At 37.2% G+C, this 23,067-nt stretch carries 21 protein-coding genes; 15 read left to right on the top strand and 6 right to left on the bottom strand.

What is annotated here, in order from left to right; translation table 11 throughout:
• Positions 1-171: 171 nt before the first annotated feature.
• Complete coding sequence (locus tag NiCM35_RS16865) at positions 172-1,236, bottom strand: zinc metalloprotease (RefSeq protein ID WP_123258458.1); 1,065 nt, start codon at positions 1,234-1,236, stop codon at positions 172-174.
• A gap of 166 nt (positions 1,237-1,402) precedes the next feature.
• Between NiCM35_RS16865 and NiCM35_RS16860 the strand changes: the two genes are divergently transcribed.
• The 4 genes from NiCM35_RS16860 (at position 1,403) to NiCM35_RS16845 (ending at position 6,287) form a co-directional block, all read left to right on the top strand.
• Positions 1,403-1,960, top strand: a complete 558-nt coding sequence (locus tag NiCM35_RS16860; RefSeq protein ID WP_123258457.1) for a thioredoxin family protein — start codon at positions 1,403-1,405, stop codon at positions 1,958-1,960.
• A gap of 154 nt (positions 1,961-2,114) precedes the next feature.
• Entirely contained in the window at positions 2,115-3,872 is a 1,758-nt protein-coding gene (locus NiCM35_RS16855; RefSeq protein ID WP_123258456.1) for an ABC transporter ATP-binding protein, read from the top strand.
• Positions 3,865-5,706, top strand: a complete 1,842-nt coding sequence (locus tag NiCM35_RS16850) for an ABC transporter ATP-binding protein (protein ID WP_420845917.1) — start codon at positions 3,865-3,867, stop codon at positions 5,704-5,706. The genes NiCM35_RS16855 and NiCM35_RS16850 overlap by 8 nt, the downstream gene beginning before the upstream one ends.
• A gap of 77 nt (positions 5,707-5,783) precedes the next feature.
• Positions 5,784-6,287, top strand: a complete 504-nt coding sequence (locus tag NiCM35_RS16845) for a MarR family winged helix-turn-helix transcriptional regulator (protein WP_095332595.1) — start codon at positions 5,784-5,786, stop codon at positions 6,285-6,287.
• Between the two features lie 345 nt (positions 6,288-6,632).
• On the opposite strand, the gene NiCM35_RS16840 is transcribed toward NiCM35_RS16845, so the two are convergent.
• Entirely contained in the window at positions 6,633-7,481 is an 849-nt protein-coding gene (locus NiCM35_RS16840; protein WP_164463726.1) for a MerR family transcriptional regulator, read from the bottom strand.
• 20 nt (positions 7,482-7,501) lie between these two features.
• Positions 7,502-8,665, bottom strand: coding sequence for an MFS transporter (locus NiCM35_RS16835; protein WP_095332598.1), 1,164 nt, complete (start codon positions 8,663-8,665; stop codon positions 7,502-7,504).
• A 175-nt stretch (positions 8,666-8,840) separates the two neighbouring features.
• Here NiCM35_RS16835 and NiCM35_RS16830 point away from each other — a divergent pair, with 175 nt between their 5' ends.
• Positions 8,841-9,410, top strand: a complete 570-nt coding sequence (locus NiCM35_RS16830; protein WP_163186353.1) for a DUF6434 domain-containing protein — start codon at positions 8,841-8,843, stop codon at positions 9,408-9,410.
• A gap of 316 nt (positions 9,411-9,726) precedes the next feature.
• On the opposite strand, the gene NiCM35_RS16825 is transcribed toward NiCM35_RS16830, so the two are convergent.
• A complete protein-coding gene (locus NiCM35_RS16825; protein ID WP_123260340.1) occupies positions 9,727-10,665 on the bottom strand; it encodes an AraC family transcriptional regulator in 939 nt (312 codons plus the stop codon).
• 163 nt (positions 10,666-10,828) lie between these two features.
• Here NiCM35_RS16825 and NiCM35_RS16820 point away from each other — a divergent pair, with 163 nt between their 5' ends.
• The 5 genes from NiCM35_RS16820 (at position 10,829) to NiCM35_RS16800 (ending at position 16,469) form a co-directional block, all read left to right on the top strand.
• Positions 10,829-12,130, top strand: a complete 1,302-nt coding sequence (locus NiCM35_RS16820; RefSeq protein ID WP_433780202.1) for an alpha-glucosidase/alpha-galactosidase — start codon at positions 10,829-10,831, stop codon at positions 12,128-12,130.
• A gap of 94 nt (positions 12,131-12,224) precedes the next feature.
• Positions 12,225-13,154 (top strand): ABC transporter permease, encoded by a 930-nt coding sequence (locus tag NiCM35_RS16815; RefSeq protein ID WP_095332695.1) that lies wholly within the window; start codon positions 12,225-12,227, stop codon positions 13,152-13,154.
• A 28-nt stretch (positions 13,155-13,182) separates the two neighbouring features.
• The gene (locus NiCM35_RS16810) at positions 13,183-14,067 is read left to right on the top strand and encodes a carbohydrate ABC transporter permease (RefSeq protein WP_123258448.1); all 885 of its coding nucleotides are present in this window, start codon (positions 13,183-13,185) and stop codon (positions 14,065-14,067) included.
• A 16-nt stretch (positions 14,068-14,083) separates the two neighbouring features.
• A complete protein-coding gene (locus NiCM35_RS16805; protein WP_095332608.1) occupies positions 14,084-15,721 on the top strand; it encodes an extracellular solute-binding protein in 1,638 nt (545 codons plus the stop codon).
• Between the two features lie 148 nt (positions 15,722-15,869).
• The gene (locus NiCM35_RS16800; protein ID WP_095332610.1) at positions 15,870-16,469 is read left to right on the top strand and encodes a YesL family protein; all 600 of its coding nucleotides are present in this window, start codon (positions 15,870-15,872) and stop codon (positions 16,467-16,469) included.
• An 81-nt stretch (positions 16,470-16,550) separates the two neighbouring features.
• Here the strand turns inward: NiCM35_RS16800 and NiCM35_RS16795 are convergent, their stop codons facing one another.
• Positions 16,551-16,736, bottom strand: coding sequence for a hypothetical protein (locus NiCM35_RS16795; protein ID WP_095332612.1), 186 nt, complete (start codon positions 16,734-16,736; stop codon positions 16,551-16,553).
• Positions 16,737-16,879: 143 nt separating this feature from the next.
• On the bottom strand, positions 16,880-17,995 hold the full coding sequence (locus NiCM35_RS16790) for a mechanosensitive ion channel family protein (RefSeq protein ID WP_433780199.1): 1,116 nt from the start codon (positions 17,993-17,995) through the stop codon (positions 16,880-16,882).
• A 337-nt stretch (positions 17,996-18,332) separates the two neighbouring features.
• Here NiCM35_RS16790 and NiCM35_RS16785 point away from each other — a divergent pair, with 337 nt between their 5' ends.
• The 5 genes from NiCM35_RS16785 to NiCM35_RS16765 all read left to right on the top strand — a co-directional run bounded on the left by NiCM35_RS16785 (position 18,333) and on the right by NiCM35_RS16765 (position 23,058).
• Entirely contained in the window at positions 18,333-19,085 is a 753-nt protein-coding gene (locus tag NiCM35_RS16785; RefSeq protein WP_095332616.1) for a YveK family protein, read from the top strand.
• Positions 19,057-19,755 (top strand): CpsD/CapB family tyrosine-protein kinase, encoded by a 699-nt coding sequence (locus NiCM35_RS16780; RefSeq protein WP_123258445.1) that lies wholly within the window; start codon positions 19,057-19,059, stop codon positions 19,753-19,755. Before NiCM35_RS16785 ends, NiCM35_RS16780 begins: the two co-directional genes overlap by 29 nt.
• Before the next feature lie 573 nt (positions 19,756-20,328).
• Positions 20,329-20,952, top strand: coding sequence for a sugar transferase (locus NiCM35_RS16775; RefSeq protein WP_235850330.1), 624 nt, complete (start codon positions 20,329-20,331; stop codon positions 20,950-20,952).
• A 16-nt stretch (positions 20,953-20,968) separates the two neighbouring features.
• Positions 20,969-21,901: a glycosyltransferase family 2 protein gene (locus NiCM35_RS16770; RefSeq protein ID WP_123258444.1), complete on the top strand. Its 933-nt coding sequence runs from the start codon at positions 20,969-20,971 to the stop codon at positions 21,899-21,901.
• 5 nt (positions 21,902-21,906) lie between these two features.
• On the top strand, positions 21,907-23,058 hold the full coding sequence (locus NiCM35_RS16765; RefSeq protein ID WP_095332624.1) for a glycosyltransferase family 4 protein: 1,152 nt from the start codon (positions 21,907-21,909) through the stop codon (positions 23,056-23,058).
• Positions 23,059-23,067: the final 9 nt, after the last annotated feature.

The raw sequence follows: 23,067 nt of genomic DNA, 5'->3' as shown, positions 1-23,067 counted from the left end.
ATCAGCCAAAGTGGAGGAGGAATCAGCCAACCTGGGAAAATATCAGCCAAACTGAGGGTGGAATCAGCCAACCTGGGAAAATATCAGTCAAACTGAGGGAGGAATCAGCCAAACTGAGAAAATATCAGCCAACCCCCAACCCAAACCAACTCAATCCCACCCCACCAAAACTCATCCTGCCAACAAAGTCTTCATCAATCGCTTCTCTAGCACAATATCCGTCATATTCGGATTATGCTTCTCCAACTGAGCTCCTTCTTCGCAAAGCGCAGTTGCTTTTTGGCGATCGCCATTTACGTGCAACTCATATGCGGCGGCAATTCGTTTATTGCTCATCTGTTTGATTGCTAAGAAGCGTTTTACTTCTTTATTCTTATAAATAGATTGGACTTCTTCTTTGTCACCTTCCAGCACAGTTAACAAAAACAAGCGCTCTTTGGCAACCTCCACTCGGAAAAGGGAGATTAACTCGTCTTTCCTTGCCCACAGTAAGTCATTAATTCTCTTTGCTTCTTCAAAATCGAGGCGGTCCATTGCGCGCACTTGTTGCATGCACAGTCCCCACTGGGAAAAATAATCCTTCCCATCATCGCCATCGGGCAGTGCAAATAGTTCTTCTGGCAGCTCCTGATAAGAAATGCCATTGGAAGTTTGCGCATTAATATAGAATTGACTAAATAGCTGCCATTGCTTTTTTTCGTTGCTCCACGCCATTTTTAATGTCATCCCATCGTTAAAACCATAAGGAATAATATTTGTGACTCCAATAAAGAGGCCAAGGAGTACGAATAGAGTGACAGGGATAGGAAAAGCATTCCCGTATACAATCAAAGCAATGCCGCCAACCACTAAACTACTGAGAAAATTTATGATAACTCCGCCGCATAAATACAACTTAAAGGGATACTTGCCTTTCACATATTCGGGAGGAGCCATTAAACACTGGCCTAATGTGCCTGGCACATGCAGCTTTTTCCACTTTAAACCGTCTTTAGTGGCAACGACCATCCAGGAAAAAACGCGAAAGGAGACAAGGGAATAGCCAGTTAATTTTCCGAAAATAAGATGTCCACCTTCATGTAAAATAATATGTATAATATAAAATGCAAGGAAACAAACGACTCCAAGAAGAATATTCGTGATAGTCCATTCTTGCGATAAAAGAGTGAGCATAAGTGCTCCGCCAAATACTCCTCCAATCAAAGCCATTCCTAGTGTTGAAAAAAATTTCTTCATGCCATAACTCCAATCTTAAGAAATCTTGTTAAGTTAATTGTAACAAAGCCCTATACATTCATCTATCAAAAAAAGCAATTTATCCCAAATCGTCAAAATAGTATGAAACACATAGACATAGTAAAATAATAGAGAAGGTCTACATAGAAAAGGAGCGTGTACCATAATGAAGACAGAGCAACAATATTTTGAAGAAGGCACAACGATTCAAACATATATGGAAAACATGAGTACATTAAAAGAGGAAAGCCATGAAGTATATGAAAACTTCTCTTTGCCGCAAGATGGTTTTACCGAAGAATTAAAAAAGCATAAGTTACATTTCCTAACGATTACGGAAGATTGGTGTGGCGATGCGATGGTGATTAATCCTGTTCTTCGCAAAATAGTAGAAGCGGCGGATTTGCCAATGCATGTGGCATTGCGAGATGCAGATACAGATTTAATTGATCGCCATTTAACAAACGGCGGCAGAGCGATTCCTATGGTGCTTATTTTAAATGAACAAGGCGAGTTAATTGGCAAATGGGGACCGCGTGCACCAGAAGTCCAAGAAATAGTTAATGAAGGGCGTGCCAAGCTTCCTGCAAAAGAGGATCCAACATTTGCGGAAAAACAAAAAGATTTTTACGAAAGCCTACAGAAGAGATATCGCACCGAGCCAGCTATTTGGACATATGTATACAAAAGCTTTAAGAGCAGAGTCCAAGAGATTATTAAATAAACAGACAGCCCTTGAATTTGAGGGCTGTTTTTTAATTGGTAAAAGCTTTTGTTTGACATCGAACTCTAAAATCATTAATATAATCGCATACGATATATCGGATACGATGTATTTGGTGAGATTGATGTATGGCTGCAGGGGGAGGAATGGATTCATGATAAATATTTTTAAAAACTTTCAAAAAAAGGACTGGATGTTCATTTCATGTGCATTAGTCTTTATTATTTTACAAGTATGGCTTGATTTAAAGCTGCCAGATTATATGTCTGAAATTACAAGACTAGTGCAGACAGAGGGAAGTGAGTTAAGCGACGTTTTAGCTCAAGGCGGATTTATGATGCTTTGTGCGATCGGAAGTATGGTTGCTTCGATTATCACGGTTTTCTTTGCTGCGAAAGTGGCCGCAGGCTTTTCGAATCGTCTGCGCAAAAAGGTTTTTGATAAGACATTATCTTTTTCAATGGAAGAGCTGTCTGGTTTTTCAACAGCTAGCTTAATAACTCGTTCGACAAATGATATTATGCAAGTTCAAATGCTGATTATATTAAGCTTACAAATTGTTATTAAAGCACCGATCATTGCCGTGTGGGGAATTTTAAAAATTACCGGGAAAAGCTGGGAATGGACCGCTGCTACAGGCGTGGCAATTGCGGTGTTATTAGTGCTGATTGCTACGATTGTGCTAGTTGCTCTTCCAAAATTCAAAGTTATCCAGAAGTTAACGGATAATCTTAACATGGTAACAAGAGAGCATTTAAACGGAATCCGGGTTGTTCATGCATATAATGCAGCAAACTATCATGAGGAAAAATTTGAGAAAGCAAATAAGGAATTAACGGATACAAATTTATTCACTTCTCGAATCATGGCCCTGATGATGCCGACGATTTCCCTGATAATGTCGGGGATGACGCTTGCCATCTATTGGATTGGAGCAGTGTTAATCAATAATGCGGCAATGGCAGACCGCTTACCGATATTCTCAGACATGGTTGTCTTTTCTTCCTATGCGATGCAAATCATTATGGCGTTTATGATGGTTTCCATTACATTTGTTCTTCTTCCTCGTGCGGCAGTTTCGATTAAGAGAATAAACGAAGTCCTGAATACCGATGTGAAAATTAAGAGTGGTTCAAAAACAAATGGAGACAAAGTAGGAGAGATTGAATTTCGCGATGTGAGCTTTAAATACCCTGGAGCGAGTGATTATATTCTCCGAAATATTAGCTTTACTGCTTCTAAAGGGGAGACTGTTGCGATTATTGGTTCTACTGGGAGCGGAAAAAGTACTCTGTTGAACTTGATACCTCGCTTTATGGAAGCAACCGAGGGCGAAATTTTGGTAGATGGTCTAAATGTGAAGAATTATAAGCTAGAAGCATTACGAGACAAAATTGGATATGTATCGCAAAAAGCAGTTATGTTCAGTGGCTCTGTGTCTTCCAACATTACGTTTGGAGAGGAAGATAAGGATTCAGTGGAACAGATAAAAATCCAACGAGCAGTGGAAATTGCGCAAGGAAAAGACTTTATTGAAAAAATGGATCAGCAATATGAGGCGACGATTTCACAAGGTGGAACCAATCTTTCTGGTGGACAGAAACAAAGATTATCGATTGCACGTGCCATTTATAAAGATCCAGAAGTCTATTTATTTGATGATTCTTTTTCCGCGTTAGACTATAAAACAGATCGTGTCCTCCGTTCTAAACTGAAAGAAGAGATCCAAGATGCCACTAATATTATTGTGGCACAGCGAATTGGAACGATTAAGGATGCTGACCGCATTCTGGTATTAGATAAAGGCGAAGTAGTTGGAATGGGTACACATGACGAATTAATGGTAACTTGCGATGTTTACCAAGAAATTGCTTTATCACAATTATCAAAGGAGGAACTCGAAATTGGCTAAGAAAAACGAAGTAAAAGAAGAGAAAAATCCAACCCAAAATGAGGAGTTGGGGAACCAACCAGCAAAATCGATTCCTCCGCGTGCAAAAGGGATGAATTTTTCCAGTTTAAAGCAGCTGGTAATTTACTGTAAAGCTTACTTTCCGATTATCATCTTTGCTTTAATTCTGGCGATGACAGCGGCAATTTTTAGCATTATCGGTCCTGATCAGCTAAGCAAAATGACGGATTATATTACAGCAGGACTGATGGGAGACATTGATCTAGATGCTGTATATGATGTAGCGATTCTGTTGGTGTTCCTATACGGTTTAGGCTTTATTTTTAACTATGTGCAAGGCTATATTATGGCAACTGTCACCCAGAGAATTTCAAAACAATTAAGAAGAGACATTTCGGTAAAAATTAACCGTCTGCCTTTAAAGTATTTTGATAATACAACAACAGGTGATGTCCTTAGCCGGGTTACAAATGATGTCGATATGGTGGGACAGACGATGAACCAAAGTATTAGCAGCTTAATTACGGCTATTACTATGTTCGTCGGTTCCTTAATCATGATGTTCTACACCAACTGGATTATGGCAATTGCAGCTATTCTTTCCACCTTTATTGGTTTTGCGTTTATGTTCTTTATTATTTCGAAATCACAGAAATACTTCGCTCAACAGCAGCAAGAGCTTGGAAAATTAAATGGTCATATTGAAGAAATCTATTCTGGCCATAATGTCGTGAAAGCTTATAATGCAGAGCAGCAGGCGAAGGATGACTTTTTTGCTATCAATACACGATTATATGAAAGTGCGTGGAAATCGCAATTTATGTCAGGGCTGATGATGCCATTAATGATGTTTATTGGAAACTTTGGTTATGTGGTTGTATGTATTGTCGGGGCTGCTCTTGCTGTAAATGGCCATATTTCATTTGGTGTTATTGTTGCCTTTATGCTGTACATTCGCTTATTTACACAGCCGCTGCAACAAATTGCGCAAGCAGCGACAAATCTGCAATCCACAGCAGCAGCAAGTGGGCGTGTGTTTGAGTTCTTGTCCGAAGAAGAACTAGCAGTAGAAGAGGAGAAAACAGCAAAATTGGCAAATATCAAAGGTGATGTGGAATTTAAGCATGTCCGCTTTGGCTACAGTGAAGATAAAACAATCATTGAAGACTTTTCCGTACAAGTAGCCGCTGGCCAGAAGGTCGCAATCGTAGGACCGACTGGCGCTGGAAAAACAACATTAATTAATTTGCTGATGCGCTTTTATGAAATAAATGGCGGCGAGATCACAATTGACGGGATTCCAACCAACGAAATGACAAGAGAGGCCCTGCATGAGCTTTTCTGTATGGTGCTGCAAGATACTTGGATATTTGAAGGGTCTATTCGCGACAATATCGTCTATTCAAGAGAAGGAGTATCAGATGAAGAGGTAGAAGCTGCCTGCAAAGCAGTTGGCTTGCATCATTTTATCAAAACATTGCCAAACGGCTATGATACTATCTTGGATGACAAAACAAGTTTATCAGCAGGTCAAAAACAGCTTATCACCATCGCACGTGCCATGGTAAAAATGGCGCCATTACTTATCCTAGATGAAGCGACTAGCTCCGTGGATACCCGTACGGAATTACTGATTCAAACAGCAATGGATAAGCTGACAGAAGGAAAAACTTCCTTTGTGATCGCCCATAGACTTTCAACAATTAAAAATGCCGATTTAATACTTGTCATGAAAGACGGCGATATTATCGAAGCCGGAACACATAAAGAATTAATCGAGAAAAATGGATTTTATGCTGAGCTTTATAATAGCCAGTTTGAAGAAGCATCGTAATAAAAAGATTCTCATCGAAAAACTCGCTAGAATGTTGCGAGTTTTTCTTCCAGCTTCTTATAGAAAGGAGTTAAGAAATGTTAGATAGGCCGACATACATTTGGGAATCGATTGATTTTTTGAATCGATTTATTATGAAGAGCCGCCAAAGGTACGCAGAAGAGCATGGACTAACTGCTCCTCAAGCGCGTCTCATCCTAGAAGTTTTCCTTCATAAAAAAATAAGTGTGAAGGAGCTTACCCAAAATCTGCGTATCACACAAAGTACTGTTTCGGATATTGTAGAACGACTGACAGAAAAGGGCATTCTGATAAAGAAACCGAATCCGAATGACAAACGCTCCGTTCAGATTATGTTAACAGAAAGAATGGTAAAGAGAATTGAAGAAAAATCCCCAAAGCCCAATCAACAAATAATGGGATCCGTCTTAGATCATTTGCAGCCAAGCGAGCAAGCAAAAGTCGAAGAAGGAATGAGATTATTGGTAGCCGCTGTCGGTAAGAAACTAGAAGCAGACGGTATTGATGATTTAGAAGATTTCGAAGTATTATTTTTGCCAAAGGAAAAGAAATGCAAATAAAAAAGTCGGGTCTAGGACCTGACTTTTTTGCATGGAATGTATTTTTGCGACTTAAAAGCTTGTATCTATTGAAAAAGGAGGATGCTTCCTGTAACAGAGAGAAGTTCTCTGAGCTATTGGACGAAAGTTCTCCTAGCTAACAGAGAAAGGTTTTCAGCGCCCTTTATCGCCAGCATCCAATGTTTCCAGTAACAGAGAACAGCTCTCTAATCCCATTTCCCCAGGTATCCTTAGCAAAAGGTAACATAGGAAGTCTCTCCGTTCCCTTTTGTTACTGCTACTCATATATTCGGTAACAGAGCAGGCTAAGTGCCATAATCCCTTAAGCTAACAGCCCCAAAAAAGTTATCCAACATTATTTTTCCTGCTCTCATCCTCCGCAACCCGCACGCTAAATTCACTAATATATTCTTCTTTCTTATGGTAAAGCCCCACCGAGAATGTTTCGTAAATGTCGCTGGTCACGGTTAAGTTTTGTTCCTGGACATAGTGAAGGAGCTTTTGCAAGGTTTGAAAATACTCTGTAAATATGGAGGATTTTAATTTGATACATACATATGTCCCCTTCGGAATAACTGCTCGCTCTGCTTCATTGGAAAGGCTGGATAGCTGTTTTCGTAAAGGGACTGGTGTGTAAAGATAGCTATAAGTGATCTCTTCCACTTTTTCATATTGTTTGAATGGAATAATGGAGCCATAGCCATTGTTGCGAAACTCTTCCTTTGTTGCTTTCTTTAGGTTGCTATAGGAAGGATTAAGAATGTTCTGTGGTCCAATATTTTTAACGCTTGTTTGGATAATGGCCTGTTCTTCCTTTTCCATTAGGATGATTTCTCCAAACGGATATTCTTGTCTTTGCAATTCTTCGCGGAGCTCTCGAATGGACTGTTGCGTCTCCAGTAAAGAAGCAATTTTTTCAGATATTAGCTCTTCTTGTTTTTCCAAAAAAGCGACGAAATCCAAGTTATCTGTTTCTTGGATTTCTTTAATCTGCCCAAGAGGTGTGCCGATTGAAATAAGCAATTTAATAATATCAAGACGGTATAATTGAGTATCCCGATAATAACGATAATTCGTTTGGGGATCGACATAAGCAGGCTTAAATAAGCCGATTTTATCATAATGGCGAAGTGCTTTAATGGTAATATTCGCTACTTTTGCGACTTCTCCAATGGAGTAAAGTTTCTCTTCCATCTTAATCAACTCCATCCATTCTAAGATTTAGCTAATGATTTTTGTCTCCAAATAAGAGTCAAGGCGATACCGATCGCTAAAAAGACAGCTGCGAAATAGAAAGGATAATTTAAATCAATATCGAATAATATTCCTCCAATAATCGGGCCAAATACATTACCAATGCTTGTGAACATGGAATTCATCCCGCCAACAAAGCCTTGTTCGTCTCCCGCGATTCTAGAAAGATAGGTCGTCACGGCTGGTCGCATTAAATCAAAGCCAACAAAAACGATAATCGTAACAAGGAGAATGAGAGAGTACGAATGTACGATCGTTAAAAGCAAGACTAGTATAGTGGAAAAAAGCAGGCTGTATCGAATTAACAGAATTTCGCCCATCCACTTTGTCAATTTTTCAAATAAGGCTACTTGTGCAATAACCCCAACCGTTGCCCCACCTGTTATGATAATTGCAATATCCTTTGGCGTAAATCCAAATTTATGATCGACGAAAAGCGAGAATAGTGATTCAAAGGAAGATAATCCAAAGGATGAAATAAAGATAATGAGAAAAGAAATAAAATAGATAGGCACGAAAATTCGCTGCCAGCCCACCTTTTCTGCATTTGCTTGATTTTCCTCTGTACGTCGCTCAGGTTCCCTTAAGGCGAAAAAGGAGAGAATCGCAGCTGTAAAGCCTAAGATTCCGGCAAAATAAAAAGGCATACGCGTCCCAATTTCTGCTAAAAATCCGCCAATTCCTGGGCCAATGATAAATCCAGTGGAAATAGCAGCAGACATATAGCCAAGTGCTTTCGGTCTAGCTTCCATTGTAGTAATATCGGCAATAAAAGCCGTAACAGCAGGCATAATAAACGCCGCACTAATCCCGCCAAGCACACGTGAAAGAAAAAGAATACTGACCGTTTTCCCAAGTCCGAATAATAATTCAGACGCTCCGAAGATAAGTAGTCCAATGACAATCATGCGCTTTCTACCAAATTGATCGGCCCAGCGACCAGCTATAGGAGAAACAACAAGCTGGGCAATCGCAAAAGCTGCCACCATGTAACCAACAATCGCTCCAGAAAGATGAAGCTCATTCATAATCGTAGGAGTTACAGGAATAACCAGACCAATACCGAGAAAGGCAATGAATAAATTTATAAGTAAAATAGAAAGAGTAATATTCTGTCTAAGCATAATGTTCGTCTCCTTAAGAAGTATCTACAAACATTAAGTGTAAACTCTCCTCTAAGGGTAGAGTCAATGGGTTTGCTATTTTCTGTCAGATTAATAATAATTTTTACACTATTTACAAGGAATATCCAAATGCTTAATCTAAGATTAGGAGTATGAAAAATGGGGAGGGGAAAATATGAGACCAAATCTTACGAAAGATATCAGTATAGATAGTTTTAAAGATTTTTATTGGTTAAAAGAGGAATTACAATCTTTTTGCAGGGAAATTGGAATAAGTGTTTCAGGTTCAAAAATAGAGATTTCCGATAGAATTGAAACATTTCTTCGAACAGGAGAGATAAAGAAGCCGATTAGAAAGGTAAAGATAAATAGTAAGTCAGAGATACAGGCCGATTTAAGTCTTGATACAATCATTTCGGAAAATCATCGTTGTAGTCAAAATGTAAGAGCCTTCTTCAAGACAGTTATTCCTAATTTTCATTTTTCTACGTATATCCAAAATTATTTTAAAAACAACATTGGAAAAACATATCGGGATGCAGTAGACGCTTGGTATAAAGAAGAAGAACGAAAGAAGGACCCATCATACAAGAAAATAATCGCTCCTCAATTTGAATACAATCAATTTATTCGTGATTTTTTTGCCGACATTAATAATCAAGAGAAGAGTCGTGAGGAAGCAATTGAAGCTTGGAATAATATTAAAAAACTTCCTGGAAGCAATAAATATACGTCAAATAATTAGCCATGCACATCTTAACATTTATACAGTGGTGTGGTTTGATTTTAGACAGGCAGAAGACTATTTCCACGCCCTATTTCTGTTTTTCGATCGATCCAACCAGCATTTCAGTACTATGCCGCGATAACTACTATTTTAAGAGAAGAAATCTTTCTTTTCTCCACGTTTCTTAGCTTTCTATGGGCATTATCATACTTTTCATAGACCCACTACAAGGCATCGTTATTTTAAACGATGCCTTGTAGTGGAATAAAATCATAACTTTCTAATTATCCCCCATGGATAATATCGACAACATGCTAAGGTAGAATAGGTTTGTTCAGCATAGAATCTTAGTCCCCTCCTTATAAGCAAAAAGAGAACTCGGTCCAATAACCTCATCAAAGGGCACGAAATTCTCGCTGTTTCGATACTTTCCAGGAGACACGCCGATGATGGAGCGGAACACTTTGGTGAAATAGTTTCCATTGGAGTAACCGACTCGTAAGGCAATTTCTTCAATGGTTAAGTCCTGTTGTTTCATTAATTCAATGGCTTTATTTAACCGGATTCTTGTTAGGAAATTCATAGGGGTGATTTGCATAATGGACTGAAAAAGTCTGGAAAAATGATATTTGCTAAGTCCGGAGGCTTCGACAATATCATCTAAAATGATTGGATTTGCATAATTATGTTGAATGTAACGCACGGCATTGGATATCGATTCTGGTATGGTTTTATTGGAATGGCTTGTATGCATAAGATAGCGTTTAAGCTCCATGATGAATGTATAGGCAAGGGAAGAAGATTCAAAGGCATCTTTAATTTCTTCATGAACCGCTTTATCAAAAAGCTTAAAAATAAGCTGATTTGGATAGGCGTTATCGTCCAAACGAAGAATATTTCCATGCTCTTTCACTATTTCATGATAGCTTCTCCACACTTCTTCCCCATATAAAGTGATATGAATAAACTCCCACTCTTGACTATCCTTTGGAAGATAATAGGTATGATCACTAGGGATATTGACGAAAAAAGCGTATCCGGGCTTTAAGCGAACTTTCTGATCTTGGATGATGATTTCTCCTTCTCCTTGCAATGTATATTGAAAAATAATCTTCCCCTTCTCTGATCGTTTAAGCCCATCCCAATAATAGGAAGCACTATTCCTTTTCTCCCATCCTAACGTATAAATACCTGCTATTCGTTGTTGTTGCTTTTCAGGAAAACGAAAAAAGTAAGTGCGATAAGTAGTTAATGGATTATTTGACAGCAACATTTTACCACCCTTTCAAAATATCTTACCATTGTAAGTCTTTCTGTCGCATTTTAAGATGAGTATAACAAGGGAATGTTGTCTGAAAAGTGGATAATTTGTAAATTTTTTGTATAGCAAGATTTGTACTATTTCCCTTTAGCACTAACGAAATAAGGAGGAAGATATGTCGAAAATCACTTTTTTAGGAGCAGGGAGTACGATATTCGCCAAAAATCTACTAGGAGATTGTATGCAGGTAGAGGCATTGCAGGGATTTGAGTTTGCACTCTTTGATATTGATTTAGAGAGATTGAATGATTCATTTATGATGTTGCATCAATTAAAGGAAAATTTAGATGCAAATATAGCGATACATTTATACACAGATAGAAAAGAAGCTTTAAGAGGAGCTAAGTATGTTATTAATGCCATTCAAGTAGGGGGATATCGGCCAAGCACAGTTATTGATTTTGATATTCCGAAGAAATATGGACTGCGGCAAACGATTGGAGATACGGTTGGAATAGGAGGCATCTTTCGCAGCTTAAGAACCATACCAGTTATGTTTGATTTTGCAAAAGATATGGAGGAGGTGTGCCCTGACGCTTGGCTGTTGAACTATACGAATCCTATGGCTGTGTTAACAGGGGCGATGTTAAGGAACACCGCTATTAAAACCGTTGGATTGTGTCATAGTGTGCAGGTATGTGCCGATCGTTTATTAGATGCATTGGGAATGGCTAAGGAGAATGTCCAATGGAAGATTGCGGGGATAAATCATATGGCTTGGTTGCTTGAAATAACACAGCACGGCAAAGATTTATATCCAGAAATTAAAGAAAGGGCAAGGGAGAAGCAGAAGGTCCTTCATTCGGATAAGGTGCGTTTTGAATTGATGGAGAGATTTGGCTATTACGTTACGGAGTCATCGGAACATAACGCCGAATATCATCCATACTTTATAAAGAAGAATTATCCTGAACTAATAGACTATTACCATATCCCGCTAGATGAGTATTTACGCCGCTGTGAAAAACAAATAGAAGGATGGGAAAAACGAAAAGCGGAGTTAGTTGGAAATAAACATGTCACTCATAAACGCACCCATGAATATGGTTCCTATATCATCGAAGCAATGGAAACAGACAACTCTATTAAAATAGGCGGAAATGTGCTGAATACAGGTAGATTGATTAGTAACTTGCCAGAAAAGGCATGTGTAGAGGTTCCTTGTTTGGTGGATGCAAGCGGGATTATCCCGACCTATGTAGGAGATCTGCCAGAGCAATTAGCTGCACTAAATCGCACAAATATTAATACACAACTACTAACAATTGAAGCTGCCATCACGAAAAAGAAAGAGTATATCTACCAGGCAGCATTGTTAGATCCCCATACAGCTTCTGAACTGTCCATTGATGAAATCGTGCAATTATGTGATGAATTAATCGAAGCACATGGTGATTGGCTGCCTGCTTATTCTTAAAATAGCTATTTACATAATGCGCTTAATCAAGCTGAAAGATGGAAGGTAGGTGAGGGGTGTGGATAGCTCGTCCGCTATAGAAAAAGCAGCACAGATGAAGATAGAAAGGAAAAGTGAGAAAAAGAAAATAGTAAGGAAAATAAGAAAAAATTGGGATCTTTATTTATTGATAATCCCGATAATTGCATACTTTATTATTTTTAAATACATCCCAATGTATGGTTTGCAAATTGCGTTTAAGGATTTTATTGCAGTCGATGGTATTTTCAATAGTCCATGGGTTGGATTGGAACACTTTGAGCGTTTTTTTCAGAGTTTTTATTTTGAACGATTACTCTCGAACACGCTATTAATTGGTTTATATGAATTAGCGGTAGGATTTCCAATTCCGATTATTCTTGCCCTCATGATTAATGAAGTAAAGAATAAGTACTTTAAATCTTTTATCCAGACAATTACATACGCGCCCCATTTTTTGTCTGTCGTGGTAGTAGTAGGAATTCTTTATTTATTCTTATCTCCACAAACAGGCATTATCAACCAGCTAATCGTCATTTTAGGTGGAGAGCCGATTTACTTTATGGCAGAACCTGCATGGTTTAAAACAATCTTTGTATTTTCTGGAGTTTGGCAGAATATGGGGTGGAGTTCGATCATTTATTTGGCAGCTCTGTCAGCGATTGATCCACAATTACAAGAGGCAGCCAAAATAGATGGCGCAAGCAGATTGCAGCGGATATGGCATATCAATCTTCCGAGCATCAAGCCAACTATCATCATTATGTTGATTTTACAATGCGGGAGCATTCTTGGTGTAGGATTTGAAAAGGTCTTTTTAATGCAGAACTCTTTAAATATGAGTGCATCAGACGTAATCTCGACCCATATTTATCGGACAGGTATATTGGGAGCTGATTATAGCTACTCTACGGCAATTGGTTTATTTGAATCCTTTGTTAATTTGATTATTTTATTACTGGTGAATTATACGGCTCGGAAGGTAAACAAGGTCAGCTTATGGTAAGTACAGTGTTTGGGAGGGAAAATCCTTCATGTTAAAAAGAGAAAGTGTTCGAGACAAAGTGTTTGTGGTGGTAAATTATACCCTTTTAGCAATAATTGCCTGTCTAATGATTTATCCATTAATTTACGTGTTAAGTGCATCATTTAGTAATCCAGCACGTACGGTTTTAGGGGATATTTGGCTATTCCCGAAAGAGCTGACAGTAGATTTGTATGTGAAGGTATTTCAAAATGAAAAAATCTTAATCGGCTATCGAAATACTATTATCTACACAGTGTTTGGAACATTTATTAATTTATTGTTTTCCGTTATGATTGCTTACCCTTTATCACGGAAAGATTTTTACGGACGAAATATGATTACTGTTTTTATTATGATTACAATGTTTTTCAGCGGGGGCATGATTCCTACCTACTTATTAGTGAAGGATTTAGGAATGCTGGATACAATTTGGGCAATTGTTTTACCTGGCGCCGTTTCGGTTTATAACGTGATTATTATGAGGACATTTTTTCAAAGTATCCCAAATGAACTGCATGAGGCAGCATCCATTGATGGATGTGGAAATATATCCTTTCTGCTGAAGATTGTCATGCCGTTATCAATGCCCATTATCGCCGTAATGACATTGTTTTATGGAGTGGGGCACTGGAATGCCTACTTTGATTCCCTTATTTATTTAAATGATGAAAGCAAATTTCCATTGCAGCTTTATTTAAGACAAATGCTGATTCAAGAGGATATGTCTGGCATGTCGAGTGCAAGTGACAATGCCATTTCAGAGCATTTAATGCAAATTGAAGGACTTAAATACGCAGTAGTTATTGTAGCAAGTTTGCCTATGTTAGTGCTTTATCCATTTCTGCAAAAATATTTTGTAAAAGGTGTCATGATTGGTTCAATAAAGGGATAAATGAGGAGGAGAAAAAATGGTTAAGTTCAAAAGAAGGAAATTTATTACGGTGACAACAGCTTTAGTAATGAGTGCTTCCTTGCTAGCAGGGTGTCAAAAGAGCGCATCTTCTGATAAAAAGGAGAATAAAGTGACGACAGAGTCTGTTGACAATGTGAATAAAGAAGGATTTCCAATTGTCAAAGAACCGATCGATTTAACATTTTTCACAGGAAAATATGAACCGAATCTTGATGACTATGAAGAAACATTGGTGTTTAAAAAATATCAGGAAAAGTCTGGCGTGAATGTGACCTTTAATGAGGTGCCTTTTGCAACGCTAACAGAGAAGCGAAACCTTGCTCTTGCAAGTGGTGAGTATCCAGATGTCTTCTATTCTTCGCGGATTCCATCAGCAGATCTCTATAAATACGGCAAGCAAGGAATTTTTATGCCGCTAAATGACTTGATTGAAGAATATGCACCAAATATTAAGGCTGCCATGGACAAGCATCCAGATATAAAGAAAGGTTTAACGATGCCGGACGGAAATATTTATTCACTCCCTTCTTACTATAGCCCGGAATTTTTGCCGATGCTTATTGGTAAACCAATTTGGATAAAAGGAGAATGGTTAGAAAAATTAGGGATGGATGAGCCGAAAACGATTGATGAATTTTATCAGTATTTAAAGGCTGTAAAGGAAACAGATTTTAATGGAAATGGCAAAAAGGATGAGATTCCATTAAGTGCGACAAGTATTGCCCAAATTATGGACTCGATTAAAGGCTCTTGGGGTGTTGGCACAAGAGGATTAGGTCATAAATTTGTCGATGTGGATCCAGAAACAAATGAATTAAGATTTTTCCGCACAGACGACCGTTTTAAAGAAGTGCTCGAATTTATTCATAAATTGAATAAAGAAGGACTGATTGACGGAGAGATTTATACGATGGATGACAATAAATTGAATGCGAAAGGCTCGCAAGGAATTTTAGGAACAGCGATCGTTCCGAATCCAGAGACAGTCTTCACTAATCAGAAAGACTACATTGGTTTAGGCGGATTAAAGGGACCTCATGGTGATACATTATACAGTCATGTGAAATCACCTCTTGTACATGTTGGAGCATTTGCGATAACAGATAAAAATAAGAATCCGCAAGCGACTATTCGTTGGATTGATTATTTCTTCGGGGAAGAAGGGGCAACATTGCAATTTATGGGAGTAGAAGGAGAAACGTATGAAAAAAATGGCGATGGGAAACCTCAATTCACTGAAAAAATTACCAATAACCCAGATGGATTAACTTTTGACCAAGCTCTAACACCGTATGTTACCTGGATGGGAGGAAGTTATCCTGGGTATGTACAAGAAAAGTATTTTGGTGGATCAGAAGCTTTACCAAGCTCTGTAGCTGTTGGAGATAAAGTACAGCCAGATGCTCCAAAAGAAATCTGGAATGGTTTTAACTACACGGATGATGAGTTGAAATTCAAGCTAGCTACAGGAACTGATTTAGAAACATTTATCAATGAAACAGAAGCTGCATTCATTGCAGGAGATAAAGACTTTAGCGAATGGGATCAATATGTAGAGCAAGTAAAACAAATGGGGCAAGATCAATATTTAGAAGTAGAAAAAGCAGCTCATGACCGTTACCAAGCTAATTAAAATAGTTAAGCGCTGAAATAAGCTAGCCTAATAGGAATAGTTAGCTCAAGGATTTATCTTTAGCGACTATTCCTTAAGCTGTGGCATTTTCTGTAGATGTTAAGAGGAAAAGAAATCGGAATATGTGCTCAAAAAGGGAGAGGAAAAGATGGATGGACTTTTTGCTCGAGTGTACCATGGGAGTCAGATAGTCGCAAAATTAATGTATGTAAATGCGCTTTGGGTTGGCGGAATCATACTTGGAGGGGGGATATTCGGCTTATTCCCAGCCACTATCGCTTTGTTTTCGGTTGTGAGAAAATGGATTATGGGAGATAAAGACCTTCCAATTATAGCGACATTTTGGCGTTACTATAAATCGGATTTTAAAAGAGCCAATATATTAGGCTATGCCTTATCCCTAATAGGGTTTTTTCTCTATTTTGATTTGAGGTTTTTTCAGACAGAAATGAATCCAGGTTATGGAATTATTAGTCTGATATTTTTATCCTTACTGTTTTGGTTTTGTGTGGTCTTATTATATATTTTCCCTGTATATGTCCATTATGATTTTTCGCTAGTTCAATATGTCAAACACGCCATTATTCTTTCCTTTGCACGCCCTCTCCAAACGATGGCCATGCTAGTTGGAATTATCGCTGTCTATTTGTTGTTTCAATATATACCGGGGCTAGTGTTTTTTATAGGTGGAAGTTTACTAGCGTATATTTTAATGTTTTTAGCGTCTTTTTCGTTTGCGAGAGGCTGAATAACGAAAAAACGTCTGAAAAGGTAGCTTTTCTAGACGCTTTTTTTGGTGTGTCTATAAAAAGTAAAAGCAATTTAAGTTCTATGGCTGTCGATACTTTTGAAATCTAATTCCATTGTCACCTGTGTTGCTTAATTTTCTTCTTAAACTTATTACATCCTTATAAATTTTCATGCTTATGATGATCAAGGACGTACTCAATATACTTGATAAAATCGTGCTCGCAAATAACAGCCAGATGATTTTCTTGGCACTATTCCATAACATTGTGACACCCCCTAGTTAGAAGGTATTGTTTGTAAAATTAAGAGTGATTATGCTGTTTTTGGGCTTGATAAGTTCTTCCATTTATAAACCGAATAGAAAAACAGCTTTAAGTGCAAAATACACTTAAAGCTGTCCTCTAATACTTACTCCCCAGTCATCAATTTCTTCCCATCCTCTTTCTCCGGCAAGTAAATCTGCTGACTAGGCAAGGCAATTTCAATTCCATGTTTCTCTAGAATGCTAAGTATCTGTAAATTTGTATCTTCTTTCACCGCTAAGTATTCAGCCCAAATAGTTGTCTTCGTAAAAAAGTAGACAAAGACTCCTAATGAATAATCGCGGAAATCGGTAAATCGAACCATTATCGTATCAGGATGTACACCTGGATGTGCATGAAGCATAGCTTCAATTTCCTTTAATGCTGTTTTGAGCTTTTCATTTGGTGTACGATAGGAAATGGCTAGTTCATAATCAATTCGTCGTTTTGACATCTTCGACCAGTTTGTAATAGCTTCATTGGAAAGCTTCGAGTTTGGAACTGTCACGATTGTATCCGCAAATGTCCGAATTTGCGTACTTCGGAAGGAAATATCCTCAACAGTTCCTTCTACTGAAGGTGTCTGAATCCAATCTCCCTTTGCAAACGGCTTTTCGGTAATAATGACAACCCCGCCAAAGAAGTTAGCAACCGTGTCCTGTGCAGCTAAGGAGAAGGCAAGACCTGCAACTCCGAGACCAGCGACAAAGGCGCCAATTTGAATATGCCATGTATCTAGAATACTCACAGCCGTAAAGATAACGACAAGCATGCGGAAAACTCTTCCTAAGAATGGAATAAGCATACTATCAGCATCTAATTTTGTTCGCGAAATCATTCGTTCAAACGGATTCGATTGATCGGAAAAGTAATTAAAAATTCCCCAGCCAATTAAAGCGATTATAAACGATCTAAAAACTTGTTGAACAAAGTTAAAGGTTGTAATCGGGAATGGTAAGTAAGTTAAAGCCAAATAAGTTCCAAGTATGACCCAGAACCAGCGTAGGGGCCTTTCATATGCTAAGAAAATTTTTGAAACAATATCTACAGGTAATTTTTTTACCAATGCTAAGATTAATTTATAAATGTACTTAGTAAATAGCTTTCTAAAACCTAAGAAAACTAAAAAGATTAACAAAGCGATACCTAAATCAATCCAGTTAAACCGCTGAAAAGCAGTTATAAATCGCTCTGATTGTGACCACACTTGCAAATTACCCATTAAAAAATTCACCTCGCCCATCATTATAGCATAGGAATACCCGGACTCTTATCAATTCAATCAATGGTAAATAAACTGTAATATGAGAAAAGTATTTTTAACTCTTTTTCATGAAGAAATTGACTTAAAAAAATCTCTTTTATTATCTAGTTTTTTAACAAATATATATAACAGAATAATGTATGTACTTACATTAAAGTAAAAAAATTATAAATCACTAAAAATTACTATGGCAAATAGAAAGAAAAGATGTATAATGGACATAGGTTCTCTATAAAGAACGAATATTCAATGAGTGTAATTTTATAAAGCACGAATAATCTGGGAGGTATTCTATTTGGAAGGAATAAAGTCGGTTAAAGAGATTTTAGCTATTTTGAAAAAAAGAATGTTACTTATTATGATGGTATCCATTGGAGCTGGCATTGTAAGCGGCTTATATACTAATTATAAAATAACGCCACTCTATCAAAGCAGCTCACAGCTTTTGGTTAATAAGAATATTGAAAAAGTCGTTGATGTCAGTGAACTGGATGTAAGATCCAATATGGATTTAATCGATACATATATTGTTATTATCAGAAATCCAGTCATCTTAAATGATGTGGTTGAAAAGCTCCAATTACCAATAACGGCAGAGCAATTAAGTAGTCAAATCCAAGTTGCTAAACAAGATTCTACACAAGTTTTAAATGTAACAACTACAGACACTAATCCAGAACGAGCTGCAAAAATTACCAATACTACTATTACTACTTTTTTAGAAAAATTGCCATCCCTAATGAAGGTTAATAATGTGCAAATAATGAATGAAGCAATAGTAAATGAAAAGCCAATCAGCCCTAGTATAACTGTTAATATAGCAATTGCGGTTGCTTTAGGGGGGATTATGGGAGTGGGATTAGTCTTATTATTTGCCTTTTTGGATACGACCGTAAGATCAAAATCAGATTTAGAAAAATTAAATATAAAGGTAGTTGGAACGCTATCTGCTATTTCTGAAAAAGACAGAATCCCTCAATCACTTATGGAATCCTTAAAAGCAGAAAGGAGATCGTTAAATGTCACCACTACCGAAACGGAAATCTAAATTAGAAAGGGTAAGTAATCTATTATCCCACCTAAAACCCAAATCGCCAATCAGAGAACAATACCATGCAATACGTGCTAGCATTCAGTTAGCTATTAATGAAAATCAGATTAAAACCTTAGCAATTGTATCAGGAGAAGAATCAGAAGGAAAATCTACCTTTTCTGCTAATCTAGCAATTGCCTTTGCAGAGGTAGGAAAAAGAGTTCTTCTTGTAGACTCCAATTTTCGTCATCCAACATTACACACATCATTTGAAGAAAATAATGAAATTGGTTTAAGCACTATACTAGTAAACAGGGATAGGCTAGAAGAATGTGTAATAGAAACACCTATTGACCATCTTGACCTGTTAACGAGTGGACCTGTGCCTCCTAACCCATCAGAATTACTCGGTTCACCTGCAATGGAGGTGTTAGTAAGTAACGTATCCCACCAGTACGATATGGTTATATTTGATACGCCATCACTAGTATCTGTCGCTGATTCTTTATTACTATCGAATATATCAGACGGGGTATTAATGGTTGTGCGCAGCAATAAAAACAATATAGAAACCGTTGAATTTACACGGGATATGCTTTCGAATTCTAAAGCGATTTTTTTAGGTGCAGTGCTTAATGATGAGCGTGTGAGTAAAAGGCAGCGTAAAAAAGTGAGAATAAACTAGAGCTGAAAAGAAAACTGCTTAACTTAAGCGTTTTTTATAAATAAACTCCATTCGACAAAAAGTGCTATTTCCTTCTATTAGATACATTGTTATAATGACGATTAGTCAATCGTTCTTCAAAAAGAACGATTTGATTTTAATGTAAATAAAGTATTTTAAATTAAATCTTTTATGATCTTACAATATAGACCTTTATAAGGCTATATATTTTTGAAGATTCGTTCTTTATTAAGAATGTTATGGTTTTTTGGTGATGTCTCTTAACCAATATCAATAGAGGCACTCGGTCACGCTGTGGGTAGAATAAAGGCTCTACCTTAGCGCTAGTCTGCAAAAGTGTGATGTGAGGGGAGGTTAAATGCCTTATTTAAGAAATTTTAACGAAGGAAACAAGTTCGTTTTCTTCGTTAAGTTTTTTTAAAGAGAAATAAATATTATTATCATTGTTACTAGATAAATAATATTTATTGTAACTAGAACATATTAATTAGCAGTTAACAAGAAAGCTGGTGAAAGTAGTTGTCGTTAGGAGAAAAATCATTAGTAAGAGAATTAAATGTAAGGACAGAAGTAGTGCTGATCAAAGAGCAGAAAGCTTATCTTCTTTTCAAAAGGGTCTTCGACATTCTCTGTGCCATCATAGGGCTGCTTATACTTTCGGTATTATTTTTCATTATTGGATTATTAATAAAGCTCGAGGACAAACAGGGATCAGTCTTTTTTAAACAGACGAGAATTGGAAAAGACGGAAAACCCTTTGAGATGTATAAGTTCCGTTCTATGGTATCCAATGCAGAAGACCTTAAAGCCTCGTTAATGGATAAAAATGAGGCTACTGGTCCTGTATTTAAAATAAAGGACGATCCAAGAGTAACAAGAATCGGCAAATTTATCCGCAAGACTAGTATCGATGAACTTCCACAGTTAATAAATGTTTTAAAAGGAGAAATGAGTTTAGTAGGACCAAGGCCTTCCCTTCCCCAAGAAGTTGCTGCCTATTCATCATATGAAAGACAAAGATTAAAGGTAGTTCCAGGCATCACCTGCTATTGGCAAGTTGGTGGAAGAAGCAGTCTTAGTTTTAGTGAATGGGTAGAGCTTGATCTTAAATATATAAGAGAAAGAAACCTATTTATTGATTTTAAGTTAATCATTAAAACCTTTTTTGTCCTATTTGGATCAAAGGATGCGTTTTGAGTGGAGGGATGAAGAAATGGAAACGTCGGTAATTATCCCGACCTATAAGCGGACAAATGATTTAAAAAGATGTTTAGAGGGATTATGCAGACAACTTCATAAACCTGATGAAGTAATAGTGGTAGTTCGTGATACAGATAACCAAACTGCAAGCTTTCTAAAAGACTATCAATCTATTATTTCTATTAAACAAGCAATCGTAACTCGACCAGGTCAAGTTGCCGCATTAAACGAAGGGCTGCAGCAGGCTGCAGGAGAATTCATTTGTATATTAGATGATGATACAGTGCCGCATACTCACTGGCTTCAAAAGATAATCGATATATTTAAAAGTTCTGAGCAAATTGGCGGGGTCGGTGGGCGTGACTGGGTAGTTCACGGCAACCACAAAGAAGTGGAAAGGAAAGATCCTGTTGGAAAAGTACAATGGTTTGGTCGTGTCATTGGAAATCACCATCTAGGGTATGGAGAAGCTCGTGATGTAGATGTTTTAAAAGGAGCAAACATGAGCTTTCGCCGTAAGGCAATTGCTGGATTATCTTTTGATGAAAGATTATTAGGGCAGGGAGCACAAATACATAATGATATGGCATTTAGTTTAAGTGTAAGAAAGCGGGGATGGAGGCTGGTATATGACCCGGAAGCAGCAGTGGATCATTATCCAGCTCCGCGATTTGATCTCGATCAGAGAGGGGAATTTAATAAGGAAGCGTATTTACAAGGGGTATTTAATGAAACTTTGATCTTATCTGAATATATGTCAAATCCGATCCGAAAATTATTATACATAGGATGGTCTATAATGATTGGTACATCTGACAGACCGGGAATATTACAACTTATTCGACTTTTAAAGAAAAATCCAAAATCCAACTTCCAAAAATTCTCCGTAAATATTCATACTCGATTAGGAGTTCAAAAAAAATTAAAAACCATAGTAAGGAGTTAAGCTAGATGAAAAAGAAACTAGCGATTGTTGCCCATAACATAAACAATAGAGGTGGAATGGAAATTCATCTCTCAGAGATGATTAGGCGACTAAGTAATGAATATGAGATCACTGTTATTGCTTCTGAATTAAGTGGGGAATTTAGCGAAGTTAAATTCATAAAAATTCCAGTTCCACAGAGACCTGTTTTTCTAAAAAGTGTACTTTTTGCGGTTATAGCAAGTCTTGTTTTGTTTATTAAAAAATATGATTTAGTTCATACAACAGGTGCAATAGTTTTTAACCGAGTAGATATGTCTACTATTCATTTTTGCCATCGGGCATATAGAACTCTTGGACTAAATGATCGTCTCAAACATACAAAATCATTTGCTCATAAAATAAATTCTTGGCTACAAGGCAATTTTGCTTTATGGATGGAAGGGGTTTGTTATCAGCCAGACCGTATTCCGCATCTAGTAGTCGTTTCTGAACATGTTAAAAAAGAAGTTTTAAAGCATTTTCTTTATAAAGAAGATGATATAAGTATTATTTATAACGGGGTTGATGTTTCAGCTTTTAGACCAGCATCTATTGAAGAGAAAAAGCATTATAAGAAAAAATTAGGAATTCCTACAGAGGCTTTAGTATTCGTTTTTGTTGGTGGGGATTGGTCAAGGAAAGGTCTAAGAATTCTATTAGAGGCTTTTCAAGAATTATTATCGAGGAATGCAGAACTAAAGGCAAAAGTATTAGTAGTAGGAAAAGGGGACAAATCAGCAATATTGAAAGATTTTTCTAAGGAGGTAACCGATCATATTATTTTTCACGGCTTCAAAGAGAATCCAGCCGATTTATATAGATTGTCAGATATATATGTTCTCCCTAGCTTATATGAAACGTTTAGCATTGCATCATTGGAAGCAGGGGCATGTGGTTTACCAGTCATTATGACTTCTGTTGGTATTGCTAATATAATTGCCGAAGATAACATTACAGGGTATACCGTTGACAGAAATAAGGAATCGGTTTTAGAAGCAATGGAAAAATTAGCATTAAATCCAGAATTAAGAGACAAGATGTCATTCCAAGTTAGACAACGATCGCTAAATATCACTTGGGATGATACGTATAAGTTATTTCAAAAGCAATATGAGAATTTAATTGATGTGTCTTAAAAGTGAGGG

The organism is Niallia sp. M35, assembly GCF_050971705.1.
GTDB lineage: Bacteria > Bacillota > Bacilli > Bacillales > Cytobacillaceae > Niallia > Niallia circulans_A.
This window is presented reverse-complemented; position numbering and strand designations above follow the sequence as displayed.